The organism is Bradyrhizobium sp. CB1015, assembly GCF_025200925.1.
In the GTDB taxonomy this organism is placed as follows: domain Bacteria; phylum Pseudomonadota; class Alphaproteobacteria; order Rhizobiales; family Xanthobacteraceae; genus Bradyrhizobium.
The window spans coordinates 5,611,728-5,630,357 of the sequence record NZ_CP104174.1 but is presented as its reverse complement, the minus strand read 5'-3'; the positions used below and the strand labels follow the sequence as shown (position 1 = coordinate 5,630,357).

12 protein-coding genes and 2 pseudogenes are annotated in these 18,630 nt (G+C 57.6%); 12 read left to right on the top strand and 2 right to left on the bottom strand.

What is annotated here, in order from left to right; translation table 11 throughout:
• Window positions 1-127: 127 nt before the first annotated feature.
• From N2604_RS26250 to N2604_RS26215, 8 genes and pseudogenes are all read left to right on the top strand, one after another.
• Window positions 128-426, top strand: a pseudogene (locus tag N2604_RS26250) (hypothetical protein); the annotation flags it as partial.
• A 116-nt stretch (window positions 427-542) separates the two neighbouring features.
• Window positions 543-1,235, top strand: a pseudogene (locus N2604_RS26245) (transposase); the annotation flags it as partial.
• 704 nt (window positions 1,236-1,939) lie between these two features.
• Window positions 1,940-4,408 (top strand): Ig-like domain-containing protein, encoded by a 2,469-nt coding sequence (locus tag N2604_RS26240; RefSeq protein ID WP_260371034.1) that lies wholly within the window; start codon window positions 1,940-1,942, stop codon window positions 4,406-4,408.
• Window positions 4,409-4,502: 94 nt separating this feature from the next.
• Entirely contained in the window at window positions 4,503-6,437 is a 1,935-nt protein-coding gene (locus N2604_RS26235) for a type I secretion system permease/ATPase (RefSeq protein WP_260371033.1), read from the top strand.
• Window positions 6,434-7,747 carry an HlyD family type I secretion periplasmic adaptor subunit gene (locus N2604_RS26230; protein WP_260371032.1) on the top strand — a complete coding sequence of 438 codons (1,314 nt, stop codon included), beginning with the start codon at window positions 6,434-6,436 and terminating at the stop codon, window positions 7,745-7,747. Before N2604_RS26235 ends, N2604_RS26230 begins: the two co-directional genes overlap by 4 nt.
• Before the next feature lie 1,069 nt (window positions 7,748-8,816).
• The gene (gene rfbF, locus N2604_RS26225; RefSeq protein ID WP_260371031.1) at window positions 8,817-9,587 is read left to right on the top strand and encodes a glucose-1-phosphate cytidylyltransferase; all 771 of its coding nucleotides are present in this window, start codon (window positions 8,817-8,819) and stop codon (window positions 9,585-9,587) included.
• A 208-nt stretch (window positions 9,588-9,795) separates the two neighbouring features.
• Entirely contained in the window at window positions 9,796-10,362 is a 567-nt protein-coding gene (gene rfbC, locus N2604_RS26220; RefSeq protein WP_260371030.1) for a dTDP-4-dehydrorhamnose 3,5-epimerase, read from the top strand.
• A gap of 158 nt (window positions 10,363-10,520) precedes the next feature.
• Window positions 10,521-11,459 (top strand): NAD(P)-dependent oxidoreductase, encoded by a 939-nt coding sequence (locus tag N2604_RS26215; RefSeq protein ID WP_260371029.1) that lies wholly within the window; start codon window positions 10,521-10,523, stop codon window positions 11,457-11,459.
• Between the two features lie 227 nt (window positions 11,460-11,686).
• Here the strand turns inward: N2604_RS26215 and N2604_RS26210 are convergent, their stop codons facing one another.
• Window positions 11,687-13,030 carry a UDP-glucose/GDP-mannose dehydrogenase family protein gene (locus tag N2604_RS26210; RefSeq protein WP_260371028.1) on the bottom strand — a complete coding sequence of 448 codons (1,344 nt, stop codon included), beginning with the start codon at window positions 13,028-13,030 and terminating at the stop codon, window positions 11,687-11,689.
• Entirely contained in the window at window positions 13,027-14,124 is a 1,098-nt protein-coding gene (locus tag N2604_RS26205; RefSeq protein WP_260371027.1) for an NAD-dependent epimerase/dehydratase family protein, read from the bottom strand. The genes N2604_RS26210 and N2604_RS26205 overlap by 4 nt, the downstream gene beginning before the upstream one ends.
• Before the next feature lie 1,354 nt (window positions 14,125-15,478).
• On the opposite strand from N2604_RS26205, the gene N2604_RS26200 reads away from it, so the two are divergent.
• From N2604_RS26200 to N2604_RS39825, 4 genes are all read left to right on the top strand, one after another.
• Window positions 15,479-16,093, top strand: a complete 615-nt coding sequence (locus N2604_RS26200) for a transglutaminase-like cysteine peptidase (RefSeq protein ID WP_260371026.1) — start codon at window positions 15,479-15,481, stop codon at window positions 16,091-16,093.
• A 583-nt stretch (window positions 16,094-16,676) separates the two neighbouring features.
• Complete coding sequence (locus tag N2604_RS26195) at window positions 16,677-17,084, top strand: hypothetical protein (RefSeq protein WP_260371025.1); 408 nt, start codon at window positions 16,677-16,679, stop codon at window positions 17,082-17,084.
• 63 nt (window positions 17,085-17,147) lie between these two features.
• Window positions 17,148-17,717 (top strand): PQQ-dependent sugar dehydrogenase, encoded by a 570-nt coding sequence (locus tag N2604_RS26190; RefSeq protein WP_260371024.1) that lies wholly within the window; start codon window positions 17,148-17,150, stop codon window positions 17,715-17,717.
• Window positions 17,714-18,076, top strand: coding sequence for a PQQ-dependent sugar dehydrogenase (locus N2604_RS39825; RefSeq protein WP_409241749.1), 363 nt, complete (start codon window positions 17,714-17,716; stop codon window positions 18,074-18,076). The genes N2604_RS26190 and N2604_RS39825 overlap by 4 nt, the downstream gene beginning before the upstream one ends.
• Window positions 18,077-18,630: the final 554 nt, after the last annotated feature.

Below are 18,630 nucleotides of genomic sequence, written 5' to 3'. Positions count from 1 at the left end.
ACGAGGAAATACCGCCGAATGAGAGGGCGGTCGAGCGATTTATTTCGCTTTGTGTCCAATTAATTTTGTTTAAGTTGGTTTATTGATGGTATTTAATACCTGCAAAAGGTTCGTCAGCGGCGTCAACATCAGGCACGGCTTGCCGCCCGGCGCCCCGTTATGGAGCGGACGGAAAGGACGGGCTGTATTCAGCAAACGGATCAGCCGAGGAAAGCTCTTGGATTCTTGGCAGTCCTGCCGAGTTACACGTAGCTTTAGAGGCTTGTGGCGGAGCCCATCACTGGGCCCGACAGCTCACGCAGCTTGGCTATCAGGTTCGGCTGATCCCACCCGCTTATGTAATGCCGTTTGTAAGGGCAAAAGAACGACGCAATCGATGCCGAGGCGATCTGCGAAGGTGCGCAGCGGCCGAGCATGCGGTTCGTTGCCAAGGGGCCATCGCATGTGGCGACGCTTGCCGATCTGATCGAGGAAGAAGCGATGGCCGGCTCCTTTCCCGAAGCGGCCCGTCCCATGTTCCGAGTGATGCTAGAGATCGGCAGATCGGCACGACGATGGAGGCGGATGTCACGGCGGCCTGTCGGCCGCCACGGTTGCGACGCGGCGCAGCGGGCGCATCGTTGGACCGAACGCGGGGACGGATCCGCTTAGACGCCGGCAAGATCGAGGCTCGAGTGCCCGGGTGCCGGCCGGGAGGTCACGATTCGAACTGGTGAAATGGTGGCGGCGCACCGAGGATTGGCTCGGTCGCGGGGCGATGAACCTGATGCCGATCAATGTGTCGACGCGCCGGTTCAGCCGCGCTGCCGGCTGCCCGAAGCTGACGTGCCGGCACCTCCCGGATCAGGGGTTTTGAAGCCGTCGGCCTCGCGGCGGTTCGTCGCGCTGGCGGCGGGGCCGCCGGCCGATTTCATGGCTGCCGATCTGTCCGCGCTCGACCTTCTGGTGGTCCAAATCGACGGGCTGCATCTCGGCGACGATCTCGTGCTGGTCGTCGCGATTGGGTAACGGCCAAGGCAATAAGCATCGGCTGAGGCTGGCGAGGGGGCGACCGAGAATGCCGCAACGGTTCAACCCCCGCTGGACAACCTGGTCTCGCGCGGGCTTGCCCCGACGTCGCCGACGGCGCGAAGGCGTTGTCGAAGGCGATCCGCCGCACCTTCGGTTCGGGCGCTGCGATCCAACGGTTCCAGATCCACAAGGCGCGCAATATCATGGAGCGCCTGCCGAAAGAGCGTGTATGTTCGGCCCCCGCTGAAGCCGACATGGTTCGGTCTTAGCCCGCCCTCAGTCCATCAGATGATCGTCACGCTCGAACGGAAAGGCCTCATTCGCCGTCAGGCGATACCCGCAGAAGCGTCGAATCCTCGTGCCGCCAGAAAACTTTCCGATCCCAATCTGACTCGGTATCGAAGCGCCTAAATCATCGACGAGCTTCTAGATGGTGAAAAGCCAAGGCGGGGCGGCGGATGCCGTGCGGGCCACAGCGGTCCGGTTGATCGGGGCAGGGTCCCATCGAGATCTCCGACAAACTGCAGAGTTCGCGTGCCCGCGAGGCGAAGAGGTTTGCCAGCAGGTCGAGCGTCTAGCGTCGTCGAGTGGCAGTCGAACCAGGCGAAATGAAGCGCGCCACGGGAGCAGGCGTCCATACCAGTATTCCTCGATATTGTTGATTTTTCCGTGTGACTGCTGCTCCTACGAGTGCCTTAGTTAATTAAGTGATTGACGCCATATTTAAATTTGTTTGCCGCTTGGCGAGGTCAGCCAATAATCACCTTGAGCAGGCCGCCATGTCGTCGCAAAAAAGCCTCTGCCAATCGACAAAGACCAACCAACGGCGCCGCGCCAGCGGGTCGCACTTACGGTACCAACGCTCGGGGGATCAACGTTGGGCGCGTACCGGGGACAAACCAGATCGAAAACTACCAGGAGAAACTAGATGGCAGCCATTCCTCTGAGCTGGAATGATCCGATGTTTAGCGGGGTTACTACTTCGAATTCGGTCAACGTTCCAAATGGCGGGACGATTTCGAACAAGAGTATTACCGACACCGGCGATACCGCGTCCATCGTAGGCACCGGCTCATTCAGCATCGACGACGTCCGTATCAATTCACAGGAAGGTGTGCGCATTGGTGGTAGTGGGACTGTAAGCATCAATAATTCGTACATCGAAACGACGGGACTGGCGGGCGATCACGCGGACGGTATTCAGGCCTATGCTCCCGGCGGCCATGGCAATGTGACCATCACAAATACGATGATCGTTTCCCATGACCAAAATGCGACCGCCGGACTCTTCGTGGCGGACTATTTTGACGGAAACTTCACGTTCGTGAACGATGTATTCGAAGGTGGTCCGTTTGGTCTGCGTATTAACGCGGATGCGGGACCCGGTCACACATACAACGTCGCCCTCAAAGATGTGTATTTCATACAGAACTCGTTTGGTTCTGCGCCGTTTTCCATCTCGGTTCCGGCTGGTTATGAAGGCGCCACGTTAAATATTACCCAGTGGGACAATGTGCGCTGGGCAACGATCGTGGACGGTCAGCTCGTTCCGGGCGCTCTTATCCCTCCGCCGCAGCCGTTGTCGGGGACTGCTCCCACCACCCCGACGGCACCCACCACGCCGACCGCACCGGGTGCACCCACTATAGCCTCGTTCTCGACCGATAGCGGTGTTGCCGGGGACAAGATCACCAACGACAACACGCTCCAGCTCAAGGGCACCGCTGCGGCCGGCAGCACGGTCAAAATCTACGATGGTACGACCCAGATCGGTTCGACGACGGCGACTTCGACCGGCACTTGGGATTACATCACCCAGGTCTTGACCGACGCAAAGCATACGCTGATGGCGACCGCGACGAACTCGTCGGGCCAGGTCAGCGCTGCGTCGGCGGCACTGGCGGTTACCGTCGACACCAAGGCGCCGGCTGCACCGATAATCGCGAGCGACACCGTGAATAGCGCCAATCAGGTGGTGGCGTCCGGGACCGCCGAAGCTAACAGCACGATCAAGGTATATGACGGCACGACTCAGGTCGGTACGGCAACAACGAACGCTAGCGGCGCTTGGGCGGTAACGACGGCTGCTCTGGCGGCCGGCGCACACACCCTCACGGCCACTGCGACCGACGTTGCGGGCAACGTAAGCGTCGCGTCAGCGCCTTTTGATCCTGTCATTGGATCGTCCGGCTCATCAGGGTCCGGTACGTCTGGTTCGGGCACGGCCGGCACGGGGACCTCCGGCACCGGCACATCGGGCCCCAGCACCACTGCGCCCGCCGCGCCGAAGATCGCCTCGTTCTCCAACGATACCGGTACCGCCGGTGATCATATCACGAGCGACAAAACAGTGACCCTGGACGGGACTGCGGTTGCCAACAGCACGGTCAAGGTGTTCGACGGCGCCACCCAGCTTGGCACGGTCACAGCGGATGCCAGCGGAGCGTGGCACTACACGACCGCCGCGCTGCCGGACGGCAAGCACGGCTTCACTGCGACGGACACGGTCTCCGGCGTTACCAGCAAGGCATCGACTGCACTGGATGTCACGGTGGATACCGCTGCCCCCGATGCTCCGGTTCTGTTGAGCGATCCGACGACGCACAACCGCGCAACGGTGTCCGGTACGGCGGAAGCCGGCAGCTTGATCAACCTCTATGAGGGCACGACCCTGCTCGGCACCGCGACCGTTGCAAGTGACGGCAATTGGAGCGTGACGACCCCGAATCTCAAGCATGGGTCGCACACCTTCACCGCGACGGCGACCGACGCAGCCGGCAACACCAGCGCCTTGTCGCAGCCGATCGATCCGCCGATCGGTCATGGCGGCGCCAAGGACGCCGCAACCGTCGAAGTCACCAATGTGCGCCAGCACTGGGACCACACCGCGACAATCAACGGCACGGCCGCTCCCAACAGCGAGATCAAGCTGTCGGACGGCACGACCTCGGTCGGTTCGGTGACCACCGGAGCCGACGGCAAGTGGAGCTTCCAGACGTCGGATCTGTCGGGCAAGAGCCACGCCTTTACCGCCGAGCAGGTCGACACTACAGGCCACGTGGTCGGCACCAGCTCGGGCGCGGCGATGATCGGCTCTCGCGGCAGCGACACGCTGACTAGCAGCACCGGCAATGACGTCATGGTGGGCAAAGCGGGAGCGGATACGTTCACGTTTGCGTCCAACTTCGGCCAGGACGTCATCAAGGACTTCGCTGCCCGCGGGCCTGCTCACGACACGATCGAGTTCAGCAAGAGCGTGTTCGACAGCTTTGCCAGCGTTCTCTCCCATGCGGCCCAGTCAGGCCACGACGTCGTCATCGCGACGGGGAGCGACACACTCACGCTGAAGAACACGCAACTCGACAAGCTGAACAGCCAGGACTTCCACTTCGCGTAGGAGACGGATCAGCCGCACAAGCTGGTACTCAACAACTGCTTCGGGGGATCGCTTGGGGATCCCCCGAGAAAAGCATCACTAAAGGGCGGGTGTCATGACTGACGTTGGACGGCGGGGGATGATTCCCCTGCCTGCGAATCTTTATCGAATCTCAATTCTGCATTTGTCAGGTCTATGGGCGGCCGGGCGCCGGCTGGCGGATCAGGCCGAAGCGCCGACGTCGCGACTCGTCGGCTGGACAAAGGGCATGGTTGAAGCCCTTCGGCAACGGATATTCGTAGGCCGTTTCGGGCGGGCGGAGAACTATGAGGAGCCCCAATCGGAGATGTCTGCATTCCTGCGGTCCTGCCGCAGGATATTCTGGGCGCTTGCGGCCTTCAGCGGGATGAGCAATCTCCTCATGCTCACCGGCTCGTTCTTCATGCTGCAAGTCTATGATCGCGTTCTGCCCGGTCGCAGCATACCGACGCTAATCGCCTTGATGGTCCTGGCCATCGTCCTCTACCTGTTTCAGGGTGGGCTCGACTTGGTCAGAAGCAGGATCAGCGCGCGGGTCGGGCGGTATTTTGATGAAAGGCTCGGCGTTCGCATATTCGACGCGCTTGTTCGCCTGCCTTTGAAGACCAGGGCCGATGGTGACGGCTTGCAGCCGGTGCGGGATCTTGATCAGGTCCGCAGTTTTCTATCGGGCGGCGGGCCGACGGCGCTCTTCGACCTGCCCTGGATGCCGATCTATCTCGGCGTTTGCTTTCTCTTTCACTTCTGGATCGGCATCACTGCGCTGGTTGGCGCGTTGGTGTTGATCGGCATCACCATGCTCACGGAAACCCGGACGCGGGGGCCGGCGAAGGCGTCCTCGCGCCTTGCAGTCTCGCGAACGGCGCTTGCGCTCGAGGGGCGACGAAATGCCGAGGTTCTGCATGCCATGGGCATGCGGCAACAGGCGGCGTTGCGTTGGCAGGATGTCAACGCGAAATATCTCGCGGCCCATGAACGCGCCAGCGATGTTGCAAACGGGCTCGGGGGAGCCTCCAAGATCTTCCGAGCGATCCTGCAGTCGCTGGTTCTTGCTGTCGGCGCAGTCCTCGTCATCAACCAGGAATCGACGGCCGGCATCATCATCGCCGGATCGATCCTCAGCGCGCGGGCCTTGGCGCCCGTCGAACTGGCCATTGCGAACTGGAAAGGGTTCGTCGCTGCGCGGCAGTCGGGACAACGGCTTGATGCTTTGCTGAGGCTTCTGCCCAGCGAGGAGGAGCGACTGGCATTGCCTCCTCCTGTTGAGACTCTCACCGTTGAGCATCTCTATATCGGCGTTCCGAACTCGGAGAGGCCCACCGTCAACGACGTGTCGTTCCAACTGCGGAGCGGACAGGCGGCTGGAATCATTGGCCCGAGCGGATCCGGCAAATCGACGCTGGTACGAGCGCTGGTGGGGGTATGGCCGGGCATTCGGGGCCGGATCCGGCTGGACAATGCCGCTCTCGATCACTGGTCTTCTCACGCCCTCGGCAAGCACATCGGTTATCTGCCTCAGGATGTCGAATTGTTTGACGGCAGCATTGCCATGAACATAGCCCGGTTCGATCCGCAGGCGACGGCTGCGGCAGTTCTGGAGGCCGCGCATGCCGCTGGTGCGCACGATCTCATCCTTTCGCTTCCGGATGGCTACAGCACGAAAATTGGCGAAGGAGGATTGGCCCTGTCGGCGGGACAGCGGCAGCGTATTGGGCTTGCTCGTGCCTTCTATGGCAAACCGTTCCTGGTTGTGCTCGATGAGCCCTCCTCAAATCTCGACGCCGAGGGCGAGGAGGCGCTGACGGAGGCGATTCTGAACGTGCGTCGCCGCGGCGGGATTGTGGTAGTTGTCGCGCATCGCCCGAAGGCGCTTGAAGCCGTCGATCATGTCTTGTGCCTTGGTGACGGCAAGGTTCAGTCTTTCGGCAAGAGGGAGGAAGTCCTCAAGAAGGTCTTGCGAAATCCGGTGCCGCTCAAGGTCGTCGCGGAAGCTCGGGGAGGGAACCGATGAACAGCCAGGTAACCCCGGCGATGCAGTCCATCCAGCGCTACATGATCGTCGGTATGATCATGCTCGGTCTGGTGACGTTTGGCATCGGCGGTTGGGCGACAACAACCCAATTGTCGGGCGCGGTCATCGCTCAGGGCGTTGTTGTGGTGGATTCGAGCGTCAAGAAGGTTCAGCACGGCACCGGCGGAATCGTGGGCGAGCTGCGTGTACGGCAGGGCGATAGGGTCAATGCAGGCGACGTTTTGATCCGCCTCGATGAGACGCAGACGCTCGCGAATGCGACGATCGTCACCAATAGCATCGATGAACTGCTGGCTCGGCAGGCGCGTCTCGAGGCGGAGCGCGATGGTGCCGAGCAGGTCGTGTTTCCAAAGGTGCTGCTCGACCGGGCCAAGGAGAGCAACTCCGAGGCGAGCCGCGCGATCACGGCGGAACGGAAGCTGTTCGACCTTCGCCGTCAGGCGAGGAGCGGCCAAAAAGCGCAGTTGCAGGAGAAAAGCGCGCAGCTCGAGAACGAGATCAAGGGCTATACGGGTCAGACCGAGGCCAAGCAGAAGGAGGTCGAATTCATCCGCCAGGAGCTGGAGGGCGTACGCAGCCTCTGGCAGAAGAATCTGGTGCCGATCACGCGGCTCAATTCCCTCGAGCGGGACTCCGCCCGTATCGAGGGCGAGCGTAGCCAGCTCGCAGGAATGATCGCTCAGTCGAGGGGAAAAATCTCCGAAATCGGACTCCAGATCATTCAGATCGACCAGGACCTCCGAACGGAGGTCGGCAAGGACCTGATCGAAACCCGCTCGAAACTCTCCGAGCTGGGCGAGCGCAAGACAGCGGCGGTCGACCAATTAAATCGCGTCGATATCAGGGCGCCGCAATCCGGCCGCGTCCATGAGCTCAGCGTCCACACGGTCGGAGGGGTGATCTCTCCCGGCGAGCAAATCATGCTGATCGTTCCCGATGCCGACTCGCTTGCGGTCGAGGTCAAGATCGCACCGAAGGATATCGACCAGGTCTATGTTGGGCAGACCGCGACGATGCGCTTTGCAGCATTCAACCAGAAGACCACGCCCGAGATCGACGGCGAGGTCAGCATGGTCTCGGCAGACATCACGCAGGATCAGCGTGCCGGCACGAGCTACTACACCGGCCGCGTCCTGCTGAAGCCGGAAGAGCTGGCGAAGCTCGGCTCGGCCAAGTTGTTGCCCGGCATGCCGGTCGAGGTTTTCATCAAGACGGCAGGTCGAACCGCGCTTTCCTACCTTCTCAAGCCGCTGCAGGATCAGGCGGGGAGGGCGTTCAAGGAGCGCTGAGTACCTCATGCAAAAAATTGGAGCGGTGTCATACAAGGCGCCCAGCAGTTATCGCTATTGGTGTATGCATTTTGCCGGGGGTAAAATGTAGCCGAGACATCAGATTGTTCAGGTGCTTTCTTGGACGAAGACCCGTCATCTGGAATGATGTAAGCCTGTTGGGGAGGATGCATATTCAAATATCACATACTAAGGATGCGAAGGTCTCGCTCATTTGGATTGGGCCGATGCTGGCGGGCACACGGGAGTCTTTATTCCAATCCAACTTGGGATCCTAATTGGTCAGGGTGATTCCTAAGCCAACTGCCAGCGCCAGACATCGTCGCAGCGATTCTGCCGCGATCGTCCGCTGGTTTTGTATCGTGGGGAATGTTCCGCACGGCGCAAGAGGAATTTGTCCATTGCCTGGGAATAATGTTGATGTTCAAGACGGAGAATTTCAACTGAACAGGCTGTAGTAGTCTCGCGCAACATACCCGCAATCGACCGTACGGGAAGGGGAGTGACCCCTTATATTGCGGGTATGACCGGAGCAAAGGCGGTGTACCCGCATCGACCACCATACGGTTGGGCATTGTGCGAAGCTGTTGCTCAGCATGCTGGTCAAGGTCTGCCGCGGCACCGACAACTCTCGATAGCTGCGGTCGATTCGCGCCGCGATCCGGATCGCTCATCTTCCGGGCCTCTCGGTCCATGATCAACTGGCCGGTCTTGGCCTGAAGCTTCTCATCTCGCGCTCGTGCCCGCCTGCGCTGTTCTGATCGGCTCGGCCAATGGTGCGAGCGCGCTGCTTGTTCCAGAAGCTGCCTCTTCATGCATAAACACCGGGCCAGATCGGCCACTGTCGGATACTCCCGCAGCGCGATCTTCGCCTTCAGCGCGCAGTCAATCTTCCGTCTCGTCTTTCCGCATCATTCTCCGAGGGGGTTGCGACGAGGGGCCCATATCGGGGCCATAATAAATAAAAGCCGATTTAATCTTGATTGTATTCGATTAGTATATTTAAATGGGGCGTTGTTTATCGCTGCGCCGCAATAGATGGCGGGCGATCTGCGCAAGAAGGCGATCGATGAAGGCAGTGATATTGGCCGGCGGTCTTGGAACGCGCTTTGCCGAAGAGACGGATATCCGCCCCAAGCCCATGATTGAAATCGGCGGTAAGCCGATCATGTGGCATATCATGAAGATCTACAGTTGCCACGGCATCAACGATTTCATCATTTGTCTTGGCTATAAGGGGTACGTAATCAAGGAATACTTCTCCAATTACTTCCTGCATCAGTCGAACGTCACTTTCGACATGCGGGAACACAGGATGGAAGTTTTGGAGAACCACGCTGAGCCCTGGAAGGTCACCCTGATCGACACCGGGGAGGAGACTATGATTGGAGGCCGTATAAAGAGGATTCTGCCTTATATCGGACGCGACGAGGCTTTTTGTGTCACCTATGGCGATGGTGTATCAGACATCAACATCACCGACAGCATCGCATTTCATCGTCGGGAAGGGCGCCTTGCAACCGTGACAGCAACTCAGCCACCGGGACGCTTCGGTGCAATCAACTACGAAGGGAGTCGAGTAACTGGCTTTCAAGAAAAGCCGCGCGGCGACGGCGGCTGGATCAATGGTGGCTTTTTTGTTTTATCGCCCAAGATCGGAAACTACGTCGATGGAGATGCAACGATCTGGGAAAGAGAGCCGATGATCAACTTGGCAAAGGATGGCCAAATGAGCGTCTTCTTTCACGACGGGTTCTGGCATCCAATGGATACATTGCGCGACAAGCGATATTTGGAAGACCTCTGGTTGAGCAACAAAGCCCCTTGGAAAAAATGGTGAACGGAGTTCAAAGGGGACCCTCACCACGGACGTGCCGGACAACGTCGGCCCAACATTCATTCGCCGCTCTCGCGATAGTTTATTGGATCGGGCTATCGCGGCTCTCGGTAGACAAATCCAATTCGTTTTTAATGCGATTCAAGGCCCAACATCGCCGAAGGCGGGCTTTCAACCTGACCTGCATTGGCCCCGGTCCAAGGATTTGCCGATGAAATTCCATCAGACGCCGCTTCATGGCGCACATACGATCGAACTGGAAAAGCGAGCCGATGAGAGGGGCTTTTTCGCGCGCTTATACTGCCAACGAGAATTCGAAATCGCGGGCATCCCTACACCGGTCGTCCAAATCAACAACTCGCTTACCACGAAGGCGGGCACGTTGCGCGGTATGCACTATCAATTACCGCCGGCGGCCGAAACCAAAGTTGTGCGTTGCGTCCGCGGCGCTTTGTACGACGTTATTATCGATCTCCGCCCGGATTCCTCAACCTTTGCTCAATGGTATGGGGCGGAATTATCGGCCGAGAACCGGCTGATGATGTACGTTCCCCGAGGCTTTGCGCATGGGTTCCTCACATTGACCGAGGACGTAGAGGTGTTCTATGTCGTGGATGCTTTCTACAACCCTGAAGCAGAGCGAGGGATACGTTTCAACGACCCACGCTTCGGTGTGAACTGGCCCAGCGCCCCCGTGGAAGTCTCGGAAAAGGATCGTAACTGGCCCGAGTTCAATCCCGCTTTTCATGGGATTGAACTGCTTCGAGGCCTAAGGTGAAAATGACGGCCTGTGATTTGCCAGCAGCGGCCGCTTCAGTTCACAATGTGGTGGGCGCCCCTGAAGCGGCCCGTAAATAGCGGTATCCCCCGCGCACGTATCCGAGAAGCACGCGAAACGGCCAGAAATTGCTTCCGCGCTGCTGACTGAGGAATGTTATGAAAATCCTTTTGACCGGAGCTACGTCGTTTACTGGTTTGTGGTTTGCGCGAGAGCTTGCTGGGGCGGGTCACCAAGTTGTGGCGACCGTGCGGAGCGAATCTTACGAAGGCGTTCGTGGCGAGCGTTTCAAGGAACTCAAAAAAGTCTCTTCGATTGAGCCGAACGTCTCATTTGGTTCGAGAAAATTTTTGGAAGTTCTGGAATCAGGCAAGTTTGAGCTCATTTGCCATCATGCTGCGGAAATGAAGGACTATCGTAGTCCCAATTTCGATTACATGGCCGCAACCGCAAACAATACTAACAACCTAAGACGTGTACTGGATATCTTCCACGGAGGCGGGGGGCAGGGCGTTATTCTGACTGGGTCAGTTTTCGAATCCAATGAAGGGTTGGGAGATCCCGGAGCTTTCAGTCCTTACGGACTATCGAAGACGATGACCTACGAAATCTTTCGGTACTTTTGTGAGCAAAGAAAGTTGAAGCTCGGCAAGTTCGTGATTGCCAATCCTTTCGGTCCTTACGAAGAAGAACGCTTCACGTACTATCTCGTAAAAACATGGGCGAGCGGTCAAATTCCGCACGTAAGAGTGCCGGAATACTTGCGCGACAATGCGCACGTATCGCTGCTCTCTCGTTGTTATTGCAAATTCGTCGAGATACTTCCGTCGCAAAGTCAAATTCTCACGAAACTAAATCCCAGCGGTTACGTATGCAAGCAGGGGGAGTTCGCGGAAAAATACGCAAAGGAGTTTTCGAAGCGTGCGGGAAGGGAGCTTCAAGTTATTCTCGATCACCAAACGGACTTTAGCGAACCGATGCGAAGATACAACGCAGACTCCGCCGTCGAGTATGTCGGCAAATGGGAGGAATCGAAAGCTTGGGACGAGTGTTTTGAGTATTACGGGGAGAGGCTGAACGGGAGTTCAGTGTCGTGATCAACGACGTAATTCGTCCGGGCAAGAAAAGCCTTGGCCGTTCGTGAAGAACAGCCTGGCCGATTGAGTTGGAATCGGATTTGCGACTGTGGACTGTTTTGGGTTTGCAGGGTCTTGATGCTTCGGGCGTCGAGCGCCGGTCTACAAAAAGCGCCGCTGCTACCTCAAGGGCCGCGCCGGCGATGCGGCTAAGGTCATCCCGCCAGCCGTCGGCCCAAAACTTCCGCCTAAACTCTTCGGCCAATTGAAAAATAAGTAGAGCTCGGGAAATCCTTTGGGGAAAGAAGCCGTCGCGCATCGAATACGACTTTGCCGGCAACCTTGAGGCCGGGAAGAGCCTTGTATTCCTCCCACCGCGTAGCTATGACGATTGCGTCCGCGTTCGCAACTTCCGTTTTCCAATCCTGGGTGAATTTTATCGTGGAGGTTTGAACGCCTGAGAGCTTGATGAAGTTCTCCGTCGCAATTGGATCGTGCGCGACAAGGATGGTTTTATACGCGAGCAGTTCTTCAGAAATGCGAATGGAGGCCGATTCACGAACATCGTCGGTTTGTGGCTTGAACGCAAGTCCCAGCAGCAAGATGTTCTTGCCGCTTAGAGTCCCAAAGTGTGCCTCAAGAATCTTGGTTACTTGTTCGGGCTGTCGCTCGTTCACGCTCAAGATACCGTCCAATATTTCCATTGGGAGACCATTGTCGTGTCCTTGCGCGCGGATCGCCTGAACGTCCTTTGGGAAACAGCTCCCGCCAAAGCCGGGCCCAGGCACCAAATAAGTTAATATTTCAGGTTCTGTGCGAGATCCATCGTTTCGAATCGGATTCCATCGCTTATCGAGAGTCACGCCTCTAAAAACGTCCATAAAGTCGATGCCACCAAGCTTGGCCGCTAGATTCGCCAATTCATTCGCAGCTGAAATTTGGAGCGCGAGAAAGCAGTTGTTTGCGTACTTGATCATCTCGGCCGTCCGGGTGTTGACAAACACCTTGTCGGCGTTCCAAGGCTCGTAAATTCTCGAGAGAACCTCACCAGTTTTGAAGTCTTCGAACCCAAGAACGATGCGATCAGGGAAATTGAAGTCGGAGATGGCGTTTCCCTCACGCAAGAATTCAGGATTCATTCCAAGTCCGAACTGCGAAGTCTTTCCGCCAGATGCTTCCGCAATCGCCTGGCGAACGACAACATCGGTTGTGGTCGGAAGTACTGTGCTTTTGACGATCACACTTAAGAACTTGTTTGTCGAGTTCAAATACGCACCGATTTGACGGGCTGCTTGAACGAGATAGGTGAGGTCGAGCTTTCCGTCGGTGGTCGGAGTCCCGACGGCGATGATCACGGCCTCGCAAAAATCCAAGGCCTCAGTCAAATTGGAAGTGGCGCGGAATTTTCGTGTGTCTACGACGCTGCGAAGCAGTTCCGGAAGGCCTTCCTCATGAATGGGCGGATTCCTGTTATTGATCGAACTGACCTTCTCTTCGTTCACGTCAACACAAATGACGTCATGCCCTTTCGACGCAAGGCAAACGCCGCTCACAAGGCCGACATAGCCGGTTCCGATTACAGACAACTTCACGCGAGCGCCCCCTTCTCCTTCTCATGCAGGAGATACTGAACGAATCTCTCAATTCCGGTTCTGACGTCGATCGCTGGATCGTACCCAAGCTTCGTTCTTGCCTTTTTGATATTGGGGCAGCGTCTATTCGGATTGTGGGTCAAATATTCTTTGTCGGAGGATTGACCAAGAACGATCATTCCCCTGTAGCCGCCGAGGCGGGCGCCGGCCTCTTGATAAAGCGAGGCAAGTTCTCGAACAGAAATCTCCGGCTTTTCAATACCGATATTGAAGTAGTCGAACTCTCCATAGGTGAGACACTTCAAATAACCGGTGATCGCATCAGCCACATAACAAAATGTGCGTGTAGGTGAACCAGAGGACAGAATTTCGATATTCCTGTTTTCGATGACGCATTTTGCGAAATCAGCGGGGACGCGCCGATCATCGGTTCTCATTCCCGGCCCGTAGTTGTTGAATGGCCTTGCAATTGTGATCGGAATTCCATGCTCCTTGGAAAACAGGTAGCACATGGTCTCGCCAAACCGCTTCGATTCGTCGTAGCAGGCGCGTGGGCCGATGCAGGAAACATTGCCACGATACTCTTCGTCCGTCGGGATGTTGTCGGCACTGGGATCGCCGTAGATTTCGCTACTTGAGAAAAACAGAAGGCCCCTGAGTTTCTTTGATGCGTGAAAATCCAGTATCCGTCTTAGCCCCCAAATATTTGCATCCAAGGTAACGATCGGAAATTTCCGGTAGAATACCGGGGAAGCAATTGACGCGCCATGGATCACATGAGTTGCCTGATCGCCACCATCAATACTCGAAATGTCGTCTTTTGAAATATCGAACTGGTGAACGTCGACCAAACCCGGATGTCTGATCGTAATTTCCGAAATCCACTTCGGTTTTGCAAGAAGAAATGTATCAAGTCCGATTATCTTACGGATTCCAAGCGCGCGGGCGTGCTCGGAGAAAAAATGCATAAAACTGAACCCCAGGAAGCCTGCGCAGCCGGTGATCAGTATTGTGCCATCTTGGAACGAACTTTTGTTCGCCGGTGAGAGCTGGTTCAGTACGTAGTGCAAATCTTCGTCTAAAATCGGATTCATAGCGATCTCTTAGCAGTCAATGGGCTTCGCCGGTCGCCTACACTTCTTCGAGTATATTGCGATCACATTGCATGTCCATGCTAGCCAAAAAAACTCGGCCAGGAAGATCATAAGGCGCCGATCGCGGAAGAAAACGGCCAGAGGCATGTCCGTAGATGTTCTTGAAGTAGTTAATCGGTCGCCGATGGATAATAGCCGCCTTAAGCTCACTCCCTTTGTTGTGGCTCTTAGGACAAGTTAGCCGGTAAAGTGCCGCTCCGCGGGGGACAAACACGCTCCAAGCTCTCCGAGCGCAAGACCCGCCAATCAGCTCAGTCGAATTCATATCCGGACTAGACCCCCAAACTGACGGGGGAGTCGGCTTGGTCGCCGCGGATACTAGGTTGGAGCAGCGTACCGGCGCCCTTCACCGTTCGCGTCCTCCTGAAGGATCTGGCCAAGCTCGGGTCCGCCAGTCTTGCCCGGCATGCCGGTCGAGGTTTTCATCAAGACGGCAGGTCGAACCGCGCTTTCGAACCTGCTCAAGCCGCTGCAGGATCAGGCGGGGCGGGCGTTCAAGGAGCGCTGAGTTGGTGCAAGACGGGGGCAGCGCTCGATTGTCCGGGACCGGCGTCCTTTCCCTGGGCGTCGGTGTCGCGACCAGCCGCAGAAGGCACGGCGGGCCGGTCGCAAGCACCTGGAGCGGGCGAGGTGCTCCAACGCGCGCGCGTCCGAAGCCGGACCGGCGCCTTCGCGCTGGCTAGAAAGAGCAGTAGCAGATTTCTGACGATTGGTGCGCCGCAAGAAATCCGGTGAAACGAGCGTGAGGAGATCGTCCACCTCTCTGTCAAGCGCAGTAAATTGCCGACCTTTCGACGGGGCGACCGCGCCAGATGCCGGTTCTCTCCGGGGGAGACCATGGGACGCTCGAACGATCGTCCGCTCAGAACGTCCATTCGCTTGGCATGCAGGGTCATTGCGGCCACGAAGCCGAGTATAGAAGCTTCAGCTCCCAGAATGACGAGTAGCTCGACTGGCATGTGAAGCGGGTCCTGGTCGAAACAGTGGCGCCCATAAAAACTCTGAACGATAATTAAAATTATATGGTGGCGAATCATTGTTCGCCGGCGCGCTGAGCGCGGCTTGCGTCGCGAAGCGAATGAACGCCTTCCGCCGAGAGCACTGGCGCTCTTCTTTCCATTCATTCCGCGCCCGCTTCCGGGGGGGCTGCTGCATCAAGCCATCGATTGCTCATTTAATGGTTATTGCTATTTAAATATAGTCAAATTATAAATGGCGAATTAAATAGATTGATGTGGCCGGGCCCGCGCCGGTTCGAGCCGACACGGTTTGGCGTACGGAAGGGGGTCGGCAGATGCAGCGAACCTCGGTCACGGTCATCGCAGCAGCCCTGGCAATCGTGATCGGGGGCGTTCAGTGGGCGGGAGCGGCGTTGCTAGTCGCGCCAAGGGCGCCCCAAGCGAGTGTTTCGTCTATCCAGCTGGGGCGCCCGGTTCTTCCGCCCCTCACTTACACGATATTTTGCCTCCGTTATCAGGCCGAATGTCGCCCGCGACGCTTCTTCCGCGGCGGTCCGATCCTGTTGACTGAGAAGCGATGGGCAGACCTGCGCGACATCAACCGCACCGTGAATCTGGCGATCGAGCCGGTTCGCAACGAGCTCGGTCTCGCGGGCGAGGCGTGGACCATCAATCCAGCGCGTGGCGATTGCAACGATTACGCGGTGAGCAAGCGCCACGAGCTGCTGCGGTGGGGCTGGCCATCGCGCGTGCTCCTCTTGAGCGAAGTCGTCGTCGGTTCCGGTGAGCATCATCTGGTGCTTCTCGTGCGCACCAGAAGCGGCGATTTCGTCCTCGACAATCTGACGCCACAGATCAGAGCTTGGTCGCTGACGCCCTATCGCTGGATTCGCGTGCAGAGCCCGGGCCGTAACAGGCTGTGGGCCGCGGTTGAACGGGAAGGGGTGTGAGGGCGCGTGCGCCAGCATCGCTCTGCGCCGGTGTGGTAGGCATAATAACCTCTCCCGCGTTGGTAGTTTTAAATTAAATATCGATTATTTATGGGAGCGGTAGTGTGATGAATATAAACGTGAGAGCGGAATATGAACTTCCCGGGGCATGTTGAAATAAAATCTGAGGAGCTTCGAAAGACGAGGATCGTTCCCTCTTTGCGCAGACGCATGGTGAGACGCTTCGAGCTTCTCGATCAAACGGGGGCTACAGCGAATTCTGGCCGGCGCCAGAGTCCGTCGTGGTGTTATCTGGTGGTGTGGTATGCGGCCTCCGTCGCGTTGCTTTTCCAATTTCCAATATTGAGTTTTGGGCCGTCATTTTGGCGGTTTCCCGCCGCCCAGTCGCTTCCCTTTGGCCGTCTTATAGCGTCTTTCGTCCTAAGCGCGGCATATACTCTTTTGTCCCGCCCTCATCCCCGGGGATGCGATTGGGCAGGACCATCGTGGCCACAACGGCGATCTTTGGTGTGGTCTTCCTAGGTTTGTCCTAACCAAAGCCGATTATTCCCGCGCTATCACGCTCGGCATTTTCACGTCTGCCTTGGTGCTCGTCCCCGCCCCGTCCTTCGTCGGCACTGCGGCGCTGCACCAAGCTTTGGCGCTTGGCGGGCTGGTCGCCGCCACCGCCGCGGGTTCGTTGGCATCACGCGTTACTCCGGAGACGGCGCTGCACTCCAACAGCTTGATCAAGACTGAGTTATACAACCTGGACGTTCACACTTACGCGAACGCATTTCCAAAATCTGCGGTGCCCGGCGGTGCGCTGGCCCGGATCGGCGATCGCTATCTTGTGGTGAGCGGAGATGGTCATCTCCATGTCTTCTCCTGGGAAGTCCTGGACCACGTGACCGTCTCTACACTGCCGTACCGGGTGCCCATCAACGGTGAGGCGTTTTCCGTGGCTGCCGGGCGTCCGTGGGCGCATCACTTTCACGCAAATACGACGTAGAAGGGCCAAAGGAGGCAGGCCGGACACGAAATTATCAATACCGAGTGGTTCAGAGTGTATGGCTTGCTAGTTCAGGAGGTCGGCGCCGTTGCGCGCATCTTCGTCTCGCATCCTTACTGGCATGCCGCTGAGGAATGTTGGACCGAACGAGTCTCCGTGCTGGAGTCTGAACGCGCCGGGATTCTTCACGGCCAAGTTTCCTCCGAATGGAAAACTCTGTATGAAACCACACCCTGTCTTCCCGTCCGCGGGGAGCGCCGCCGCCGTGGCATTCCGTTTGTCGGTTATTTTGGATGCGGGCGGATGGCCCTCCTGGGCACGGATACGCTGCTGTTGACTGTCGGTGATTTTGGCTTCGACGGGCTTGCTTCAGCTCATGCTTATTCGCAGGATCCGTCCGCGTCTTACGGTAAAACAATTGTGATCAACATCCGTGATGGCTACGCTGCAATCTTCATGGCCGGTCACAGGAATCAGCAAGGCCTCTACGTCGACCCGTTTGGGACAATATGGTCGACCGAGCATGGCCCGCAGGGCGGCGACGAACTCAATCGGCTGGTCCGGGGCGCAAAAATTACGGCGGGCCATATGCGACCTACGGAACAGACTATGGTTCGTTCTCGTGGCCACTGAACAAGCCTGAAGCGGAGCAGAAGGGCTATGAAGCTCCAGTCTTCGCTTGGGTGCCCTCGATCGCGGTTTCGAATCTAGTCGGGGTGGAGCGCGGAGCGTTTCCGCAGCGGCAAGGTGATCTCCCGATCGCCACACTCAAGGACGGGACGCTGTTTCGTGCGCGCGTTCGGAACGGTCAAGTCAAATACCTCGGGGCTGTCCCGATCGGAAGCCGCATTCGCGATATCATCGAGGGTCATGATGGCAGCCTGTTGCTATGGACGGATGATCAATTATTGATCTCGCTACGTCCGAGAGAAAGTTCAAAGGGTGAAGCCTTTTTAACGAAAGGTGCGGTGGCTGCCATCAGTCGAAGTTGATGAGCGTCGGATCGGACCGGACCTGCTCGGCATCGTCGGTCGTCGGGTTGCGTCGGTTGAGAGCTATCCGGACTATTCATCAAGCTTGCGCGGGATCGGCGGGATATGGACCGAAAAGCGCCTCGACGAGTTCCTGCGAAGCCCAAGCATTTTCTGCCCCGGGACTAGGATGGATTTCGCGGGCGCCGCCAGCGCGACACAACGTCAAGCCATCATCAGCTATCTGCGTACCCTTTGATAAAGCGCACCAGCTTCTAAATTCCAGCTTATCGCGAAATGGCATTCGGCGGGTTTTTGAACAGATCTCGGCCCTCCGACCGATTGAGCGTCGGTCGAATTGTTCGGTAGCCAAGTCTCGTCGCTTCGGTCCTGCCTGAGATCTACTCCGGGCTTTCCGTGCTGTCGACCGCGGCCCCTTGCTCCACCCTGTCTGAGAGACGCGAGGTTGCCGATCTCACGTCGGACTCCAGAGGCGCGCGCTTGCGAGGCAAGCGACCTCTTTTGCAAGAGCGAGCGAATGGTATGACCAAATAATACACGAGGGCTGTGATAGC

What these genes read in the sequence shown, in the direction of transcription:
- N2604_RS26240 (WP_260371034.1), top strand. Translation starts at nt 1,940, where the DNA reads ATGGCAGCCATTCCTCTGAGCTGGAATGATCCGATGTTTAGCGGGGTT.
- N2604_RS26235 (WP_260371033.1), top strand. Translation starts at nt 4,503, where the DNA reads ATGACTGACGTTGGACGGCGGGGGATGATTCCCCTGCCTGCGAATCTT.
- N2604_RS26230 (WP_260371032.1), top strand. Translation starts at nt 6,434, where the DNA reads ATGAACAGCCAGGTAACCCCGGCGATGCAGTCCATCCAGCGCTACATG.
- rfbF (WP_260371031.1), top strand. Translation starts at nt 8,817, where the DNA reads ATGAAGGCAGTGATATTGGCCGGCGGTCTTGGAACGCGCTTTGCCGAA.
- rfbC (WP_260371030.1), top strand. Translation starts at nt 9,796, where the DNA reads ATGAAATTCCATCAGACGCCGCTTCATGGCGCACATACGATCGAACTG.
- N2604_RS26215 (WP_260371029.1), top strand. Translation starts at nt 10,521, where the DNA reads ATGAAAATCCTTTTGACCGGAGCTACGTCGTTTACTGGTTTGTGGTTT.
- N2604_RS26205 (WP_260371027.1), bottom strand. Translation starts at nt 14,124, where the DNA reads ATGAATCCGATTTTAGACGAAGATTTGCACTACGTACTGAACCAGCTC.
- N2604_RS26200 (WP_260371026.1), top strand. Translation starts at nt 15,479, where the DNA reads ATGCAGCGAACCTCGGTCACGGTCATCGCAGCAGCCCTGGCAATCGTG.